This window comes from Camelimonas fluminis, assembly GCF_014656355.1.
Classification (GTDB): domain Bacteria; phylum Pseudomonadota; class Alphaproteobacteria; order Rhizobiales; family Beijerinckiaceae; genus Camelimonas; species Camelimonas fluminis.
Map to the genome: position 1 here is coordinate 347,569 of NZ_BNCG01000001.1, position 15,591 is coordinate 363,159.

Sequence of the window (15,591 nt, forward strand, 5' to 3'; positions counted from 1 at the left end):
GGAATGAACCCGGCCCCGACGTTCTTCCCCGCTACGGACCCAGATGCGGGATGGCGCCAGCCCTGCATCGGGAGCGCGAGCGCTTGTCAGGAAGCCAGCTTCGCGGCGATCTTCGCCACATGCGCGCCCTGGTAGCGGGCGCCGGCCAGGTCTGCTTCGGACGGCTGGCGGCTGCCGTCGCCATCGGCAATGGTGCTGGCGCCGTAGGGCGAGCCGCCCTTGATCTGGTCCACGCCCATCTGGCCGGCGAAGGCGTAAGGCAGGCCGACCACAACCATGCCGTGGTGCAGCAGCGTCGGATGGAAGGTGAGGATGGTCGATTCCTGGCCGCCATGCTGCGTGGCGCTGGAGGTGAAGGCGCTGCCGACCTTGCCGACCAGCTTGCCCTGGGCCCACAGGCCGCCGGTCTGGTCGAGGAAGGCGCGCATTTGCGAGGCGAAGACGCCGAAGCGTGTTGGCGCGCCGAAGATAATGGCGTCGTATTCCGGCAGTTCGGCGACGGTGGCCACCGGCGCGGCCTGGTCGAGCTTGAAATGGGAGCTGCGGGCCAGATCTTCCGGAACCGTTTCCGGCACGCGCTTCACCGTCACGTCCGCGCCAGCGCTACGCGCGCCTTCCGCAACGGCTTCGGCCATTTTCTCGATGTGGCCGTAGCTGGAATAATAGAGAACCAGAACCTTGGTCATTGTCATTCTCCGCGTCCTGCAACCAGGCCGGCGAAACGCTTCGCAGCGGCGTGGCGTGGATCAAAAAAAACGGGGTCAGAAACGGATGCACAGGGCATGTGCTGCGCCGGTTCCCGCCGGCGCGCCGTCTTGCCGCCCCTTCAAACTGACCATTCTTTTCGCGCAGGACCAGAGCCGATGACGCAATTGTTTTATTGCAAATTTGCAATCTGAAGTCATGCTCCTGTCATGACTGAAGCAACCGCCGCCAACCGCGCCCGAACGCGACTGACCAATACCGCCGTGCCGCTGGATGATTTCCGCCTGGTGCGCGCCATCGCCTCAGCGCGCGGTCTGGCCGGAGCGGCGGCGACGCTTGGCGTCAACAATTCAACTGTCTTCCGCCGGCTGGCGCAACTGGAGGCCACGCTGGACTGCACCCTGTTCGAGCGACGACGCGGCGGCTATGCGCTCACCGCCGCCGGCGAGGAAATGGTGGCCGTGGCCGACGCCATGGAGGATGCGGCCAGCGGCTTCCTGCGCAGGGTCGAGGGCAAGGATCTGGCTCCCTCCGGCGAGTTGCGCGTCACCACCAATGACGGCCTCATGGGGACGCTGCTGACCCGGATCATTGGCGAGTTTCGCCAGAGGCATCCGCAAATCCGCCTCGACGTGGTGGTGGACAACGCGCAGCTCAATCTGTCGCGCCGCGACGCCGACATCGCCATCCGCGCCACGGACAAGCCAGGCGAAACCCTGGTGGGACGTCGCATCGGCCGCATCGCCTGGGCGATTTATGGCCGCCGCGTTGATTTCGCGGACAGCACTGGCGGCCATGCGCCCGAGATTTGCGCCAGGGCAAGCTGGGTGGGGCTGGGCGGCGAACTAAGCGAGATCCGGGCGGCGCGCTTTGTGCGCGACCAGGCTGGCGGTCACGAGCAGGTCGGGTTTCGCGTCAACACCGTGCGCTCACTGATGGATGCGGTTGTCGCGGGTCTGGGCATCGGCCCGTTGCCATGCATGGCCGCAGACCTGAATGGCGATCTGGTGCGGCTGTCGCCGCCGCACAATGACATTTCCAGCAGCCTGTGGCTGCTGACCCATCAGGATTTGCGCCACGCGCCGCGCGTGCGCGCCTTTATGGATTTCGTTGGGGGCGAGCTCAACCGTTGCCGCCCGGTAATCGAGGGCGAGGCGCCCTGGACGCCGCAGGATTGACCGGATCGGGCCCAAAGGGGGCGCTCCAGCGCTGATATCGACGCCAGGCCTTGCACGGCGCAGGGGTAAATGTCCGGTCCCCAGGTTTCGCCAGGACGCCAGTTCCACCAGAACATCAATATGTTGCTGGCGGCCCTCCCATTCCGGCGCCTGCTCTGTCCGTCGCGTTGTTTCCAGGCGAAGCGGCGCGCTTCGCCTGGAAACCTTCTCATGGTCTGCTTCCGACATGCGCATGCCGCGATGCGAAGCGCCGGAGTGAATGCCGGCGGCAAAAGGCCGACAGCGAACTATTTTACAGTTGATCTTATGAATTTAACATTTGCGCGCCGCCTGAGAAGGCGGTGGCAAATGTTAAATTCTTTCAACTTGAGCATTTCGGCGAACGCCAGTTCACACAAATGCTCAATCTCGCCAATCTGACGCATTTTCTTCACGAAAAGTGGGCTCCACTTTTCCCGAACATGCTCTAGCCGATGTTCACGACGAGGCGGCCGCGTACGCGACCCGCGAGGATGTCGCGGGCGGCGCCCTCCACATCGTCGAGACCGATGGTCGACGTCATGTCGCCAAGCTTGCGCAGGTCCAGTTCTTTCGCCAGCCGCGTCCAGGCCTCGCGACGGTCGGCGACCGGACACATGACGCTGTCGACGCCGAGCAGGGCGATGTTGCGCAGGATGAACGGCGCGACCGAGCCCGGCAGGTCCATGCCCTGGGCAAGGCCACAGGCGGCGACGGCGCCGCGATATTTCGTCGAGGCCAGCACATTGGCGAGGGTGTGGGAGCCGACCGAATCGATGGCGGCCGCCCAGCGCTCCTTGCCCAGCGGCTTGCCGGGGGCGGAGAGCTCTTCGCGGTTCATGACCGTGGTGGCGCCGAGGCCCTGCAGATAGGCGGCTTCCTCAGGGCGTCCGGTGGAGGCTATCACCTCCCAGCCGGCCGCCGCCATCAGCGCCACCGCGACCGATCCGACGCCGCCGGAGGCGCCGGTGACCAGCACCGGCCCCTGGTCCGGCGTGGCTCCATGGCGCTCCAGCGCCATGCGGCACAGCATCGCCGTATAGCCGGCCGTGCCGATCGCCATGGCCTGCGCCGCCGTCAGGCCGGCCGGCAGCGGCACGAGCCAGTCGCTTTTGACGCGGGCGCGCTGGGCGTAGCCGCCTGGATGACCCTCGCCGACGCCCCAGCCGTTGAGCACCACTTCAGAGCCAACAGGAAAGGCGGAACTGTCCGACTGTTCGACCACGCCAGCGAAATCGATGCCGGGAATCATCGGCCAGCGGCGGATAATCGGCGAGCGGCCGGTGATGGCGAGGCCATCCTTGAAATTGACGGTGGAGTGGGTGACCCGCACCGTGACGTCGCCCTCGCCCAGGATCGTATCGTCGACAGTTTCCAGGCTGACGCGCTGGGTCTTGTCATCGGGATTGTCAGATTTGCGCACCACCAGCGCGCGGAAACTGCCTGTCGCCATGGGTTCTCTCCCTTGCGGCGGCCCGGGTCTCGCCCGGCTCCGCCATTGCGTCCGATCCCGGGCCGCGACGACATCGCCACATCGGCAACCCGCCAGGTCCGGGCTTTTCCAAAATCCCCTGAGCCTGGCCCGTGGGATTTTGGCGTGCTGTCTGGTTCAACCTGATTGCGACGCATCGGGCAACAGGGAAGCTGTATTTGATGGATGTTGATCGGCCAGGCCGCCCGGGGGCCCGGGCGCCGGGCGCCGGGCGGCGTCTGGCTGGCGCGCGGCCAGGCAGGTTGGGGGCCGAACCTGCATCTGTTCAGCGCAACCCGGCTTTTGCTGATGCAAATCCCTGGCGGTTTTGCGGGGGAGCCCCGGTCGTTGGCGGGCTGGCGAACGTCTGTCTGAGGCAGCGGGAAAGGCCCGGCGGCGCATGGCGTTCCTTGCGAGGGATATGCGCCCCATCGATCTGGGTCTTGCAGATTGCGGATGCGTGGGCGCAGTCCTGAAATGGCGTCAGACGCGGGTTGGCGCGTCATTCAAGTATTAATTCATGTTATATTATTTTTGCCGGATTTGAATTTGTGTATTTGCCATTGCAAAAAGTATTTATCTGCTGTAATTCTTGTTCATCAGGTTGTCGTTCCATCTGATGGCGTCTGGGGAGATGCAGGCGCGTCTGTCCTGAGGTGAAAGCGCTGCAGGCAATATGTTCCTCTATTGGGCGCATATCCGCGAATTGGGGTTGTATTTGCTGTGCTGCGCGTAACACTTGTCCCATTCCGTCAGCTTTCTTGAGAGGAGAGCGGCTGTGTCTGAAGACATCATCGAAGATAATATTATCAGCCTTACGACCAGTATTGTTTCTGCTTACGTCAAAAATAATCAAATCGACAGCGATCAGCTGTCCGATGTGATCAATTCAGTTCATGGTTCGTTGACCCGGCTTAGTGGGTCCGTGGCTGAAGCGGCCAGCAAGCTGAAGCCAGCGGTTCCAGTTAAAAAATCAGTTACGCCAGAGTATATTGTCTGTCTGGAAGACGGAAAGCGCTTCAAGTTTCTGAAGCGGCATCTGAGCGCGGCGTTTGGCATGACGCCGGCGGACTACAGGGCCAAGTGGAATTTGCCTCCCACTTACCCGATGATCGCGCCCAATTATGCTTCGCCGCGCACACGTGGACCATATGGCTACAACGATGTGTTTACGCCGGAGGGTGGTGAACGCTCCCCCGCAGCCAACACCGGCGGACGGCGGCTGGCGCGCTCCTGAACCTGCAGGCGCGGCTGCCCCATAAAAGCGCCCTGACGTTGGTTGACGTCAGGGCGCGAAGTCACAGGCGCATCCGTGATCTGCAGGGTTCAAATCGGTGTGGCGCACGTTCCTGCGCGGTGTGGCGTGCGCTGCTCCAGCCCCCCAGAATTCAATGAAACGTACTCATCGGGTCTGGCATGAGGCCAGGCGACTGGTTTTGCCGTCAGATCATTGTTGACCGTTTTGCAGGTCAGTTCAGGTCAACTCAGGTCAGGTCTGGCCTGGACGCAACTGATAGAAGATATGGCGGCCGATCACGTCGTTTTTCTTCAGCTTCCTTGCCCAGCGCGGCCGGACATAGTCGGCGTGATAGTGCGTGGCGCCGCCAACTTCTGCGACGTAGGTCTGGCCTTCATAGACCGCGCGGGCGATCTGCGTCGCCTGACGCCAGGAGGCGGTTTCGTTGGTGACCAGACGCTTGCCTTCACAGGCGAAGGAGAACTGGCAGGCGTTGTGGCGGTGGCGGTTCTGGTAGACGACGCCACAGACCGTGGTTGGATACAGCCCGCTCTTGACGCGGTTCAGCACCACCTGGGCCACGGCGGCCTGGCCGGCGGCCGGCTCGCTGCGGGCTTCGAAATACACCGCCTCAGCAAGGCAGCGCTGTTCACGCGCCATGTGGTCGGGGCTGATCAGGCCGGCGTAGCTTTGACGCCCTGGACTGAGGCGGGCCACGACGGACATGCTCTGGCCTGGGGCGACAATCACCGGCGCGGCGGCGATTTCCATGGGCGTGGCCTCAGGTGGGGCCGGCGTGGCGGAGGCCAGCGCCATGGCGCGCGGGGTCGCTGGCGTGCCGCCGTCGCGCGCATCACTGGGCCGGCGCCACGAGAACGTGGCGGCGCGACGGGCGCTGCCAAACAGCTTCTCCGCCGCTTCCTTTTCAGGCGCCTCCGGCGCGTCGGCCGGGTCCGTGGGGCCGGTGGCGATGGCGGAAGGGGCGACAGGCGACGATTCAGCGCTCTGCTGCGCCGTGGCGCCGTCGTACTCGTCGTCAGCGGCTTCGAAGCGCAGCACGTCTTCCAGCGCCGGCACTTCCACCGGGCCTTCCATCATGATGGTGCGTGGCAGCAGCCGGTCGTCGCGGGTGAAGAGCAGCTTGCCGGCGTGGGTGGCTGGTCGCGTCCAGCCGGAATCGCGTCCGGCCCGGCTGAGTGTCGAACGGAGCGCCACCTGTGGGTCGCCCTTGCGCTGGCGCTGCACTTCCGGGAAGCGCGGATCAGGCAGGCGGCGGGCCTGTTGCTTCAGGTCGTCGCGTGGAGCCTGGCCGACTTCGTCGGGTCCGGGAAACAGCCGCAGGTCGGCGTCATTGGTGTAGGACGCGAGGCGGATCGCCGCGCCAGCCTGGGAAGGCCCGAGGCTCGCAAGGCCAGAATTGCCACCGGCAAGTCCAAGCGTCGCCGCGACGAGGCCAGGCGCCTGCGGCACCAGATTGTCCTGATCGAGGATCGCGTATTTGACGGGCGCGGGACCAGCGCTGACGCCGACGCTCAGATCCTGCCCGGCGCTGGCGGTGAACGACACGAGCATGCCGGCCCCGAGGGCCCATGGCGTGGTCGTGGCGCAGAGCCATTTCATCCTGTTGCGACGCAAACGCATGGTTTCGCTGCCATTTATCCAGTCGTGCCGACGGGAGCCCGGGCCGGAGAATCTGATCCGGCGACAACGAAAGAATCACGCAACAGCGTTTAGAAACGGTAAAGCCGGCTGCACAAGTGTGCCCGGGCGAAACAGCGGGGGCGGCGGCGGCGACGCAAACGAAACAGGCCGGCGCGATTGCGCCGGCCTGTTTCCGTTCTTCAGGGCTCCGCTGAAGCCTTACTGCACGCCCTTGAGGCGGATGGCGGCCTGCGCGGCGGCAAGGCGGGCGATCGGCACGCGGTAGGGCGAGCAGGAGACGTAGTCGAGGCCGGTTTCCTCACAGAAGGCGACGGAAGCGGGATCGCCGCCGTGCTCGCCACAGATGCCGACCTTCAGGCCGGCGCGGGTCTTGCGGCCGCGCTCGACGCCGATGCGCACAAGTTCGCCGACGCCGTCCTGATCGATGGTGACAAACGGATCAGCCGGCAGCAGCCCGGCAGCCGTATAGGTCCCGAGGAACGAGCCGGCGTCGTCGCGGCTGATGCCAAGGGTGGTCTGGGTCAGGTCGTTGGTGCCGAAGGAGAAGAACTCAGCCGATTCGGCGATCTCGCCAGCGCGCAAGGCGGCGCGCGGCAGCTCGATCATGGTGCCGACCTGGTAGGTGAAGCTGGCGCCGGTCTCCTGTTGCACGGCGGCGGCCATGGCGTCGATGCGGGCCTTGACCAGGTCCAACTCGGCGCGGGTCATGACCAGCGGCACCATCACTTCCGGGATCACCGGCTGGCCGGTCTTCTTCGACGCCTCGACGGCGGCCTCAAAGATGGCCCGCGCCTGCATTTCGGCGATTTCCGGATAGGCGACCGCCAGACGGCAGCCACGGAAGCCGAGCATCGGGTTGAACTCGTGCAGCTCCTGGGCGCGGCGGCGCACCTTCTCGGGCGAGGCGTCGATAGCCTTCGCCACCTCTTCGATGTCCGCCTCGGTATGGGGCAGGAACTCGTGCAGCGGTGGGTCGAGCAGGCGGATGGTGACCGGCAGACCAGCCATCAACGTGAACAGCTCGGCGAAGTCCGAACGCTGCATGGGCAGCAGGCGGGCCAGCGCGGCGCGGCGGCCGTCCGCGTCCTCGGCGAGAATCATCTCGCGCATGGTCATGATGCGGTCCGCGTCGAAGAACATGTGCTCGGTGCGGCACAGGCCGATGCCTTCGGCGCCGAAGGTGCGCGCGGTGCTGGCGTCGCGGGGGGTATCGGCGTTGGCGCGCACCTTGAGGCGGCGGCCCGCGTCGGCCCACCCCATCAGCGTCGCGAACTCGCCCGACAGTTCCGGCTCGATGGTCGGCACCGCGCCGGCGAACACCTCGCCGGTGCCGCCGTCCAGGGTGATGACGTCGCCGCGATTGAAGACATGGCCGCCGACCGTCATGGTCTGGGCCCTGTAGTCAACGCGGATGGAGCCGGCGCCGGAGACGCAGGGCTTGCCCATGCCGCGGGCCACCACGGCGGCGTGCGAGGTCATGCCGCCGCGCGTCGTCAGGATGCCTTCGGCGGCGTGCATGCCGTGGATGTCTTCAGGGCTGGTTTCGATGCGAACCAGAATGACGCGGCGGCCAGCCTTGCGGGCGTCTTCCGCCTCATCGGAGGAGAACACGATCTCGCCGCAGGCCGCGCCAGGGGAGGCCGGCAGGCCGCTGGCGACGAGGGTGCGGGCGGCCTTGGGATCAAGGGTCGGGTGCAGCAGCTGGTCGAGCGCCTGGGGCTCGACGCGCAACACCGCTTCTTCCTTGGTCAGCAGACCTTCGCTGGCCAGATCGACGGCGATGCGCAGCGCGGCGCGCGCCGTGCGCTTGCCGTTGCGGGTCTGCAGCATCCACAGCTTGCCTTCCTCGACCGTGAACTCCATGTCCTGCATGTCGCGGTAGTGCTTTTCCAGCAGGCCATAGATACGGACGAGTTCGGCGTAGACCTCCGGCATTTCCTGCTCGAGCGAGGGCTTGTCGGAGCCGGCGTGGATCCGCGCCTTTTCCGTGATGTCCTGCGGCGTGCGGATGCCGGCCACCACGTCCTCGCCCTGGGCGTTGATCAGGTATTCGCCGTACAGCTCCTTCTCGCCCGTCGAGGGGTTGCGCGTGAAGGCGACGCCGGTGGCGGACGTCACGCCGCGATTGCCGAACACCATGGCCTGGATGTTGACCGCCGTGCCCCAACTGGCCGGAATGCCATGCAGCTCACGGTATTTGTTGGCGCGGGCGTTCATCCACGAGCCGAACACGGCGCCCATGGCGCCCCAGAGCTGCTCCTTCGCGTCCTGCGGGAAGGGGCGGCCAAGCTCGCGATTGACGATGTCCTTGTAGACGCCGACCAGGCCCTTCCAGTCCTCGGCGGACAGATCGGTGTCGAGGCCATAGCCCTTGCGGTTCTTCACCTGGTCAAGGGCGTCTTCGAAATGGTGGTGCTCAACGCCCAGCACCACGTCGGAATACATGGTGATGAAGCGGCGGTAGCTGTCCCAGGCGAACCGCGGGTCGCCGGACAGGCGGGAGATGGTCTCTACAGTCTCATCATTGAGCCCGAGATTGAGAACCGTATCCATCATGCCCGGCATGGAGGCGCGGGCGCCGGAGCGCACGGAAACCAGCAGCGGGTTTTCCCGGTCGCCGAAGGTCTTGCCGGTGATGGCGCCGACGTGATCCAGCGCGGCGTTCACCTGTGCTTCCAGGTCGGCGGGATATGTCTTGCCGTTGGCGTAATACCAGGTGCAAACCTCGGTGGTCACGGTAAAACCGGGGGGCACGGGGAGGCCGAGATTGGCCATTTCGGCAAGGTTCGCGCCCTTGCCGCCCAGGAGGTTCTTCATGCCCGCTTCGCCTTCGGCGCGTCCGTCGCCAAAGGTGTAGACCCACTTCGTCATGATTGGCGCCACTCTCTTGGTTAGAGCCAGCCCGCCTGCGGGAGGAAGCGCCATGGCGGTTCCTTCAGGAGCGTCAGACTGTCCCTTTCATGGAGCCGGAGCGTGAGCCACCCATTGATCGGGAACCGCAATGGTCCCGGATGGGCGCCTCGCGCGCCAGCCTGCCAGGTCCGGGAGGGTGTACGGATAGAATCGCAAAAGGCAATGCTGCTTGAGCGTCGATTGATCAGATTCTGCGACCGCCAGCTGTATTTTGACGGCATTCTTTGCGCCTTGAGACCGTCAAACGCCGATGTCGAGGACAGAACGCCGCCGCAACCCGCGTCAAAACGCATCGCGCCACATCCGCACGCAGGCGCAGGAAGACGGACCGGGGGGCGGCCCCCGACCTCGCATCTGGGACGTTACATTTTGCGGCCGATCAGCAAACCAACCAGCACGGCGGCCAGGGTGGCGTTGATGATGGTCTTGCGCGCCACGGGCTGCTTGCGCTCGCCAGCGATGTCGGCGGAAAGCGCCTCGCCGATTGACCTGATTCTTTCGCCAGCGGAGCGGGCCGCGTCGAAAGCCTGGGCCGCGGCGGCGCCGGCGGCTTTGGCGCCGATGTCGGTCGCCGCGTCCACGGCGGCGGAGCCGAGGCTGGCGGCGTTGACTGCCGGCAGCGGCGCGGGTTTGCGGCGCGGGCGGGCGAACGCGTAGATCAGGGCGATGACGGCGATGAGCAGCGCCGCGCCGGCCACCGCCAGATGGCCCGCCACCGGCCCCCAGTAAAAGGCGACCGCCAGGAACAGCGCGCTGAGCAGGGCCGAGATCAGCATGATGGAAGCCGCCACGGCGATCGTCACGCCAATGACCAGCCTGACGATGCTCTGGCGGGTTTCCGCGATCCGCGCCGACGCTGCGGCCATCAGCGCGCCAAACATCAGCGACTCCGGGTCATGAGGCCAATAAGGACGCCGACGCCGAGGGAGGTCAGAATGGCCCCCAACGGATTGCGGCGCACGGTGTCCTCCACGTCGCCTGCAAAGGAGGCGGCGTGTTGCCTGGCCGAACCGGCGATATCGGCGCCCGCGCTACAGGCGTCGGCCGCCGTGGCGAAGACATTGTCCTTCATGGCGCGCACGCTGTCGCCCACGGCTGACGCCGCCGCCGATCCCCGGCTGGCCGCGATCGCGGTGACGGTTTCGCTCAGCCTGGCTATATCCTCGCGGAGTTGGCGCAGATCATCGGCGATGTCGTCCCTGGCCTGGTCCGCGGCCTGCCGGATCTCAGCCGCGCCCTTCTTCACTTCATCGGTCGCGTTGCCGCCAGCTCCGCCGGGCGTCGCATCGTCTTTCTGGGCCATGCCAATCCGCTCCTGTTGCTTTGCGTTGCGCCGCACGGCCCGCCGACGGTCTGGCGGGAGACGGGCGCCGTTCATGCCAGGGCGCGGAAGCCGTTCAGCGTGAACGGATCCGGGTCCCGGGCGCGGTTTTTCGGCAGGCTGGACCACACGGGAACATGCATCGCATCGGCGACAATCCACCAGCCAGGCGCTTGCGCCCAAGCTTGCGCCGGTTGGCTACGCTGCGCAATCAACATCGTCCACAGTGGTAAATTCCGCCGGAGCGGCCCGCCTGCACTGGGACAACTGTCTGGGCGCCGCCTTGTTCCCTGGCCCTGTCCGCTCCCGCCGCAAGCGGGCGGGCCCGGGCCGGGTTGGCGATCAGGCGGCGTGCTGCGTACGGGCGGTCCGCGCGCATCGTCTCAGGGGCAGGCGGGTTCCGTCAAAGCACTGCGCCGGGGTTCAGCAACCCGTCGGGGTCGATGGCGCGCTTGACGGCCCGCATCAGGTCGAGGGCGACCGGATCCTTGAAGCCGGGCAGCAGGTCGCGCTTCAGCCGGCCGACGCCATGCTCGGCCGAAATCGAGCCGCCGTGGCGGGCGACAATGGCGTGCACGGCCTCGTTCATGGCGTCCCACTGGTCCAGATAGGCCGCCTTTTCGGCGGGGTCGCCGCTGCCTGCCGGCTGGTTGACGTTGAAGTGAATGTTGCCGTCGCCCATGTGGCCGAACGGCACCGGCCGGCAACCGGGAACCATGGCGGTGACGCAGGCGATGGCCTCGTCGAGAAATTGCGGGATCAGCGCCACCGGCACCGAGACGTCGTGCTTGATCGAGCCGCCCTCGTGCTTCTGCACCTCGGAGAGCGCCTCGCGCAGGGTCCAGAAGCCGGCGCGCTGGTCCAGCGAGGCCGCAATGGCGGCGTCAGAAACCAGGCCGTTCTCAATCGCCGCTTCCAGCAGACCTTCCATGATCTCGTCAAGGCCGCTCTCCCCTGGCGAGGACAGCTCCAGCAGCACGTACCAGGGGGAGGCGTCGCTGAGTGGATCGCGCGCGCCAGGAATGTGCTTCACCACGAATTCGACGCCGATGCGCGGCACCAGTTCGAAGGTGGTGAGGGCGGAGCCGGCCTGACGTTTGGCCAGCATCAACAGGTCCAGCGCAGCCGTCGGCGTTGCCACGGCGCAGAAGGCGGTGGCCCGGCTGCGCGGGCGCGGAAACAGTTTGAGCACCGCGGCGGTGACGATGCCGAGGGTGCCTTCCGAGCCGACGAACAGATCCTTCAGATCGTAGCCGGTGTTGTCCTTGCGCAGCTTGTTGAGGCCATGCCAGACGCGGCCGTCGGCCAGCACCACCTCCAGCCCCAGCACCAGATCGCGGGTGTTGCCATAGGCCAGCACCGCCGTGCCGCCAGCGTTGGCGGCGATGTTGCCGCCGATGGTGCATGAGCCCTCTGAAGCCAGCGACAGGGGGAACAGCCGGTCGGCCTGTTCGGCCAGTTCCTGCACTTTCAACAATGTGAGGCCGGCTTCCACGGTCATCGTGTCGGTGAGTGGGTCGATGTCGCGCACCCGGTCCATGCGGGTCAGCGACAGCACGATGGCGTCGATCTCGCCACCCGGAATCTGGCCGCCGACGAGGCCGGTGTTGCCGCCCTGGGGCACCACGACCAGCCCCAGCTGCCGCGCCAGCCGCACCACGGCGGCGACCTCCCCGGTGGTCGCCGGTTTCACCACGGCGCGGGCGACGCCCTGATACAGGTCGCGGGCCTCGCGCAGGTGCGGCTCCATGTCGGCCGGAGCGGTGATGACGTGGCGCTCGCCGACGATGGCGGTGAAACCGCCGAGATCGACGGCGGGACGGGCGATGGGAGTGGTGACTGCGACGGGCTTGCTCATCGTTTCGCCTTTGGCGCGCGGGCGCGCTCGAATACGCCGATCACTTCCGTGTGGGCGGAATAACGGAACTGGTCCACCGGGGTGACGCTCGCGAGCGTGAAGCCGCCGCCGGTGAGAATGGCGGCGTCACGGGCGAAGGTGACCGGATCACAGGACACATACGCCACCTTGCCAATTTTGGCGGCGGCGATCTGCTGGGCGAGCGCTTCGGCTCCGGCGCGCGGCGGATCGAGCACCAGGGCGTCGAAACGGTCAATCTCCTGCGGAAACAGGGGGCGGCGGAACAGGTCGCGTTTTTCGGTGGTGACGCGCTTCAGTCCCTGGGCGGCGCGGAAAGCGCGGTCGAGCGCCGCCAGCGCCGGCGCCTCCAGTTCAACGGCGTGAACCTCGGCCTGCCCGGCGAGGCGCAGGGCGAAAGGGCCACAACCGGAAAAGCAGTCAACGACGCGTTTCACCTTGCCGACGGCCGCGAGCATGAGTTCGGCGAGAACCTGCTCGCCGGCGGCTGTCGCCTGGAGGAAGCCGCCGGGGGCCGGAACCACCTGGGCTTTGCCCATGGCGATCAACGGCGGCCGGCGTTCCACCAGCACGTCGCCGTGCAGCGACAGGCGGGCGAGGTCAAGCTTTTCCGCCATTTCCACCAGGCGCAACCGGGTGGCGTCGGCCTGCTTGCCAAGGTTTTTCTGGCCAAGACCGCGAATGTCGACGTCAAGGCCGGCCTGGGTGGCGGTGAGCTGGATGTCGAGCGGCTTGCCAAAGCTGGCGAGCATGCGCGTCAGGGCTGTGGCCACGGCGGGGGCCCGGTCAAGGCCCGGCTCCAGTTCAAGGCAGCGGTCGATGGCGATGAGATCGTGACTGCGCGGGGCCATGAAGCCAGCGGCGGGCTTTCCGGGCGAAACCCGGCCGTGCAGGGTGACGCGGCGCCGACCCAGGCCACGGGCGTCGACCATGGGGCGCAGCGCGTCGGCGACGCCGCCGCGTTGCAGGGCGGCCCGCACGGCGCCCGTCTTCCAGGTCGCATACAGGTCCGGGGCCATATGGCGGGCGACGCAACCGCCGCACTTGTCGTACCATGCGCAATCCTGCGCCTGACGCTGGGGCGACGCCTGCGCCACCGACAGCAGCCGGCCGCGATTGCCGCTGATCTCGACGTCAACCACCTCGCCTGGCAGGACGCGGTCGACATAGATGGGGCCATCCGGCGTCAGCGCCACGCCGTCGCCGCGCGCGCCAAGATGGTCGATGGTGAGTTGCTCCGCCACGCGCGGACCCTTTCTGACATTCAGAGCCAGGATCAGTTGATGTCGAACCTGAGCTTCGCCGTATCTCTTCGCTTCATTCCGTTTTGCAGGCTGCTCGCGCGCGCCCCACGCCCACCGGGCGGCGTCCACCTGGAGCGCTTTCCGTGAAGCCCGGTTCGCCGAAGCGCGCTATCTGTCTGATATAACGCATTTTATTCATGAAAAGTGGAGTTCACTTTGTCCAAAAATGCTCGAATGACCTGATTCCGACGCTCGCATCCCTCCATACAGGGCGGCGCCGAAAAGTTGTCAGGCGGCGTGTGCGGCCGCCACAAGAAACTCCTGGTTGCCGTCGCCGCCGGCAATGGGCGAGGGGATGACGCCGTGGACCGTGAAGCCCAACTGCGCCAGCAGCGCCGTGACGTCGTCGCAGGCGCGTTGTCGCGCCGCGGCGTCGCGCACCAGGCCCTTGTCGACCAGCGCCCGCCCGACCTCGAACTGCGGCTTGATCAGCGCCACCAGATCCCCGCCAGCCTTCAGCAGCGGTGGAACCGCCGGCAGCACCAGACGCAGGGAAATGAAGCTCAGATCCATCACGGCCATATCGGCCGGCCCGCCCAGCGCTTCCGGCGTCACCGTGCGGGCGTCCTGGCCCTCAAAGGCCACAACCCGTGGATCGGCGGCGATGCGGGGGTGCAACTGGCCGTGGCCCACATCCACCGCCAGCACCCTGGCGGCGCCGCGCGTGAGCAAGACGTCGGTGAAGCCACCGGTTGAAGCCCCCAGATCAACGCAGGTTCTTCCGGCCGGATCGAGGCCGAAATGGTCCAGCGCCGCCGCCAGTTTGACGCCCCCGCGCGAGGCCCACGGATAGGGCGCTCCGGCGACGATGTCCGCATCGGCGTCGATCTGCTCGGACGGTTTGGCGAGGATCTTGCCGTTGACCTGCACCAGGCCGGCGGCAATCGCCTCCTGCGCCTTGGCCCGGCTGTCGAAGAATCCGCGCGCCGCCAGCACCCGATCGGCGCGATCGCGCGCGGCTTTCGTATCGGCGCGATCGCGCGCCATGATCCGTCAGCCCGCCCGGCGCGGCGCGGAACGCGCGTCGGCGGAGGCTGGCCCGAGGGTGGACAGCGCCTTTTCGACGATGCCTGCGGCGTCGAGGCCCGCGTCGGCGTACATGCGCTCCGGCTTGTCATGATCCTGGTAAGCGTCGGGCAGCGTCATGGCGCGCACCTTGAGGCCGCCGTCGAGCGCGCCATGATCTGACAGCGCCTGCAATACCCATGAGCCAAAACCGCCGACGGAGCCCTCTTCAATGGTGATGAGCACCTCGTGCGTGCGCGCCAGGCCCAGGATCAGCTCCAGATCCAGCGGCTTGGCGAAACGGGCGTCGGCCACGGTGGTCGGCAGGCCGCGCGCCTCCAGCTCCTCAGCCGCCTTCAGCGCTTCTGCGAGGCGCGTGCCCAGCGACAGCAGCGCGACGCGGGAGCCTTCGCGCACGATGCGGCCCTTGCCGATGGGCAGCGGAACGCCGCGCTCGGGCATGTCGACGCCAACGCCCTCGCCGCGCGGATAACGGAAGGCAATGGGGCCGTCTTCATAGGCCGCCGCGGTGGCGACCATGTGAACCAGCTCCGCCTCATCGGAGGCGGCCATCACCACCATGTTGGGCAGGCAGGCGAGATAGGCGATGTCGAAGGCGCCGGCGTGGGTCGGGCCATCGGCGCCGACGAGGCCAGCGCGGTCGAGGGCGAAACGCACCGGCAGATTCTGCAACGCCACGTCATGCACCACCTGATCATAGGCGCGCTGCAGGAACGTGGAGTAAATGGCGCAGAACGGCTTGTAGCCTTCCGTCGCCATGCCGGCGGCGAAGGTGACGGCGTGTTGCTCGGCGATGCCCACGTCGAAGGTGCGGGTCGGAAATTCCTTGCCGAACAGATCGAGCCCGGTGCCTGAGGGCATGGCGGCGGTGACGGGGAAG

Annotated in this window: 12 protein-coding genes; 2 read left to right on the forward strand and 10 right to left on the reverse strand. The window is 66.7% G+C overall.

Annotation, left to right across the window (positions count from 1 at the left end; all coding sequences use genetic code 11):
- Positions 1–86: 86 nt before the first annotated feature.
- Positions 87–686 (reverse strand): NAD(P)H:quinone oxidoreductase, encoded by a 600-nt coding sequence (gene wrbA, locus IE243_RS01500; RefSeq protein ID WP_191317562.1) that lies wholly within the window; start codon positions 684–686, stop codon positions 87–89.
- Between the two features lie 228 nt (positions 687–914).
- On the opposite strand from wrbA, the gene IE243_RS01505 reads away from it, so the two are divergent.
- Positions 915–1,883: a LysR family transcriptional regulator gene (locus IE243_RS01505; protein WP_191317563.1), complete on the forward strand. Its 969-nt coding sequence runs from the start codon at positions 915–917 to the stop codon at positions 1,881–1,883.
- Between the two features lie 466 nt (positions 1,884–2,349).
- Here IE243_RS01505 and acuI read toward each other — a convergent pair whose 3' ends face one another.
- Entirely contained in the window at positions 2,350–3,354 is a 1,005-nt protein-coding gene (acuI, locus tag IE243_RS01510; RefSeq protein WP_191317564.1) for an acrylyl-CoA reductase (NADPH), read from the reverse strand.
- Between the two features lie 796 nt (positions 3,355–4,150).
- On the opposite strand from acuI, the gene IE243_RS01515 reads away from it, so the two are divergent.
- On the forward strand, positions 4,151–4,609 hold the full coding sequence (locus tag IE243_RS01515; RefSeq protein ID WP_191317565.1) for a Ros/MucR family transcriptional regulator: 459 nt from the start codon (positions 4,151–4,153) through the stop codon (positions 4,607–4,609).
- Positions 4,610–4,861: 252 nt separating this feature from the next.
- Here the strand turns inward: IE243_RS01515 and IE243_RS01520 are convergent, their stop codons facing one another.
- The 8 genes from IE243_RS01520 to IE243_RS01555 form a co-directional block, all read right to left on the reverse strand.
- Entirely contained in the window at positions 4,862–6,250 is a 1,389-nt protein-coding gene (locus IE243_RS01520; protein ID WP_244642605.1) for a cell wall hydrolase, read from the reverse strand.
- A gap of 219 nt (positions 6,251–6,469) precedes the next feature.
- Positions 6,470–9,142 (reverse strand): pyruvate, phosphate dikinase, encoded by a 2,673-nt coding sequence (gene ppdK, locus IE243_RS01525; protein ID WP_191317566.1) that lies wholly within the window; start codon positions 9,140–9,142, stop codon positions 6,470–6,472.
- Between the two features lie 404 nt (positions 9,143–9,546).
- Positions 9,547–10,065, reverse strand: coding sequence for a hypothetical protein (locus IE243_RS01530; protein WP_191317567.1), 519 nt, complete (start codon positions 10,063–10,065; stop codon positions 9,547–9,549).
- On the reverse strand, positions 10,065–10,487 hold the full coding sequence (locus tag IE243_RS01535; RefSeq protein ID WP_191317568.1) for an ElaB/YgaM/YqjD family protein: 423 nt from the start codon (positions 10,485–10,487) through the stop codon (positions 10,065–10,067). The genes IE243_RS01530 and IE243_RS01535 overlap by 1 nt, the downstream gene beginning before the upstream one ends.
- Before the next feature lie 421 nt (positions 10,488–10,908).
- Positions 10,909–12,363, reverse strand: a complete 1,455-nt coding sequence (locus tag IE243_RS01540) for an FAD-binding oxidoreductase (RefSeq protein ID WP_191317569.1) — start codon at positions 12,361–12,363, stop codon at positions 10,909–10,911.
- Positions 12,360–13,625 carry a class I SAM-dependent RNA methyltransferase gene (locus IE243_RS01545; RefSeq protein ID WP_191317570.1) on the reverse strand — a complete coding sequence of 422 codons (1,266 nt, stop codon included), beginning with the start codon at positions 13,623–13,625 and terminating at the stop codon, positions 12,360–12,362. Before IE243_RS01545 ends, IE243_RS01540 begins: the two co-directional genes overlap by 4 nt.
- Before the next feature lie 288 nt (positions 13,626–13,913).
- Entirely contained in the window at positions 13,914–14,672 is a 759-nt protein-coding gene (locus IE243_RS01550) for a TlyA family RNA methyltransferase (protein ID WP_191317571.1), read from the reverse strand.
- Between the two features lie 6 nt (positions 14,673–14,678).
- Positions 14,679–15,591, reverse strand: a 913-nt coding sequence (locus tag IE243_RS01555) for a transketolase C-terminal domain-containing protein (RefSeq protein ID WP_280514572.1), incomplete at its 5' end; no start/stop codon positions are given.

Bases quoted from the DNA above. Each gene is read 5' to 3' on its own strand.
- wrbA (WP_191317562.1), bottom strand. From the start codon at position 686: ATGACCAAGGTTCTGGTTCTCTATTATTCCAGCTACGGCCACATCGAG.
- IE243_RS01505 (WP_191317563.1), top strand. From the start codon at position 915: ATGACTGAAGCAACCGCCGCCAACCGCGCCCGAACGCGACTGACCAAT.
- acuI (WP_191317564.1), bottom strand. From the start codon at position 3,354: ATGGCGACAGGCAGTTTCCGCGCGCTGGTGGTGCGCAAATCTGACAAT.
- IE243_RS01520 (WP_244642605.1), bottom strand. From the start codon at position 6,250: ATGCGTTTGCGTCGCAACAGGATGAAATGGCTCTGCGCCACGACCACG.
- ppdK (WP_191317566.1), bottom strand. From the start codon at position 9,142: ATGACGAAGTGGGTCTACACCTTTGGCGACGGACGCGCCGAAGGCGAA.
- IE243_RS01530 (WP_191317567.1), bottom strand. From the start codon at position 10,065: ATGTTTGGCGCGCTGATGGCCGCAGCGTCGGCGCGGATCGCGGAAACC.
- IE243_RS01535 (WP_191317568.1), bottom strand. From the start codon at position 10,487: ATGGCCCAGAAAGACGATGCGACGCCCGGCGGAGCTGGCGGCAACGCG.
- IE243_RS01540 (WP_191317569.1), bottom strand. From the start codon at position 12,363: ATGAGCAAGCCCGTCGCAGTCACCACTCCCATCGCCCGTCCCGCCGTC.
- IE243_RS01550 (WP_191317571.1), bottom strand. From the start codon at position 14,672: ATGGCGCGCGATCGCGCCGATACGAAAGCCGCGCGCGATCGCGCCGAT.